The sequence below is a fragment of the Dietzia sp. HMSC21D01 genome (genome assembly GCF_001815995.1).
In the GTDB taxonomy this organism is placed as follows: domain Bacteria; phylum Actinomycetota; class Actinomycetes; order Mycobacteriales; family Mycobacteriaceae; genus Dietzia; species Dietzia cinnamea.
Map to the genome: position 1 here is coordinate 1 of NZ_KV823657.1, position 2,713 is coordinate 2,713.

Annotated in this window: 2 protein-coding genes; both read right to left on the reverse strand. The window is 75.0% G+C overall.

The genetic code is table 11. The features are described 5' to 3' along the window. Nucleotides 1–49 precede the first annotated feature (49 nt). Nucleotides 50–1,189, reverse strand: coding sequence for a uroporphyrinogen-III synthase (locus tag HMPREF3086_RS01405; RefSeq protein WP_244881707.1), 1,140 nt, complete (start codon nucleotides 1,187–1,189; stop codon nucleotides 50–52). Between the two features lie 105 nt (nucleotides 1,190–1,294). Beyond that, on the reverse strand, nucleotides 1,295–2,713 hold a 1,419-nt coding region (locus HMPREF3086_RS01410), incomplete at its 5' end, for an FAD-dependent oxidoreductase (RefSeq protein ID WP_070719774.1).

The following is a 2,713-nucleotide window of genomic DNA, read 5'->3' on the forward strand; positions in this document are numbered from 1 at the left end:
CGGCCGCCCGCGCGCCGCCGCCTCGCCCGGGCCCGCCCGCCGCGTTCGCTCAGATGGTGAGTCGGTAACCGCGCTTGACGACGGTCGTCACCAGGTCCGGCACACCGAGCGCCCGGCGGAGTCGACCCATCGCGGTCTCCACCGCGTGCGGGTCCGTGCCGTCTCCGGGCAGAGCCGCGAGAAGCTCGTCCCGGCTCACGCACGCCCCCGGCCGACGCGCGAGCGCGCGCACCAGCGCGAGCTGGGCCGGCGTCACCTCGACCGGTCGGCCGTCGACCAGCACCGCCGCCGCGCACACGGTCAGCTCGTGCCCGGCCACGCCGATCGGCGCCGTCCGGGCGGCGAGCTCGTCGGTGGTGTGCCGCATGAGCGAACCCAGGCGCATCCGATCAGGGCAGGTGAACGGCACGTCCAGGTCGGCCAGCGGGGCCGCGGTCACCTGGCCCACGCACAGGGCGGCGACCGGGCCGCGCAGCGCGTCGAGCAGGTCGTCGAACAGCCCGAGCGCGTCCGCCCGCGCGAGCACGGCCACGACCGCCGGCGCCGCGGTGAACGTCACGCCGTCGACTCCGTGACGGGCGATTGTCGTGACCAGCTCGTCGAGCGCCGCGAGATCCTCGGGTAGCTCCCAGCGGTAGACGGGCACCTCGATCACGTCGGCGCCCGCGTCCCGCAGGCCGTCGAGCAGGGGGGCCATGGGGTTCCAGCCGGAACCCGCACCCTGCACCTGCACGCCGATCGTCAGACCCGCGACTCCCCGCTCGAGCAGCATCTCCAGCAGCTCCGGGCTGGCCTCGCTGACGGCGGAGGCGTGCTCACGCAGGCCGGCGGCCCGGATCGCCCCGGTCGTCTTGGGACCGCGCGAGTACAGCGGGATCCGTGCCATCAGCTCGAGCAGTTCCCCGGCCAGGCCCCACTCCTCGCACACCTGCAACCACCAACGCACCCCGGCGGCGGTGGTGAGCACCATGAGGTCGGCGGGCGCGGCCAGCAGTCGCTCGGTGGCCTCACGCACCACGGTGTCCTCGGCGATGGGAATCATGTGCATGGCCGGCGCGTGCAGGACGGTCGCGCCGCGACGCTCGAGCAGGGTGCGCTGCTCAGAGGCACGCCGGGCGGCGGTGACGGCGACCGTACGCCCGAGGAGCGGGAGATCGGGGCCGGCGGAGGTCACGTCGGAATCGGTCACTCCCTCATCATGGCCGATCTCTGTTGCCGGGGTGTTTCGCCGCCCGCCGGTCGCTGGGTTCATCCCAGTTCTCCTCTTCTGATCCGGGGAGTTCTCCGCCGCGCCCTACCCGGCCGCCGCGAGCCATCCGCAGATCCCCTCGACCGCGGCCGAACCCCCGCCGCAGCCCGTCCCGGCGCGGGTGCTCTCGGCCAGCGCGTCGCGGTCACGGGCGCCGTCGGTCCATGCCGCGACGAGGTCGCCCTTGCTGACGCCGTTGCACCGGCACACCACCGCGGCGGCGGGCATGGTGGACGGCGTCTGCGCGGCCACCGCCTCCGCGCGCCCCAGGATCACCGACACGACGTCGTCCGGCACGGGTAGGGCGTTCTCGTACAACTGTGTGAGAGTGCCGACCGGTTCCGGGTGGCCGATCAGTGCGGCTCCCACCACGCGGCCGGCCACCACGTCGACGCGGGCGTAGCGGCCGCGCGCGGGTTCGCTCAGCGTCGTGACCTCGGTGGGCTCGTCGTCGCCGCCCGCCGAGCCGTACACGTCCTCCGCGAGCTCGCCCAGCGCGACCACGTCGAGCCCGTGCGCCTTGAGTCTGGTGACCTGCGTACCGCCGACGTACCGGGCGTGCGGATCGGTGCCGGCGAGCCGCGCGGCCAGCACGACGGCCTGGTCCCACGCCGGGGCCACCAGGCCGCTGACGACGCCCCGGTGCTGGGCGCAGTCGCCGATTGCGCTGATGGCGGGATCGCTGGTCGCGAGCTCGTCGTCGACGACCACGCCGTGGCCCACCTCCAGGCCGGCGTCGCGCGCGAGGTCCGTCCGGGGCGCGGACCCGGCGGTGAGGACGACGGTGCGGCAGTACACCTCGCCGTCGTCGAGTCGTAACGTCGACCCGTCCCAGCTCGTGGCGCGCGCGCCGGTCACCGTCCGCACGCCGAGCGCGGCGAGGGCACGGACCAGGACGGCGCCGGCGCCGGCGTCGAGGCAGCCGTTCATGGGCCAGGCGCGGGGGTGGACGACGACGACGTCGTGCCCGGCCGCGGCCAGTGCGCAGGCGACCTCGAGGCCGATGAAGCCCGCACCGACGATCGCGACGGGCCCCGGGTGGGCGGCGAGATGGGCAGTCAGCTTTCTCTGACCCGCGGCGTCCCGGAGAGTGAACACACCGGGCGCGAGACCGCCGTCCGATGAGCGGATGCCGTCGACGGGCGGGATGCGGGGCGCGGCGCCGGTGGCCAGGACGAGGTGGTCGTAGCCGGTCCTCGCACCGCCCGCGAGCTCGACCTCGCACGTGACGCGGTCGATCGCCGTGACATGTGTGGAGGTGTGCAGGGCGATGTGGTGGCGTTCCCACCACCCGGCGGGCTTGAGCCGCGCGACCGGGGTCGCGCCACCGGCAGCCCCGGACGCCCCGGCAGCCCCGGACGCCGCGGCGGCGTGGGAGAGCATGATGCGGTTGTACGGCTCCTCCGCCTCGGCGCCGAGCACGGTGATCGACAGGCGCGTCGGGTCGGGCTCGCCCGCGCGCAG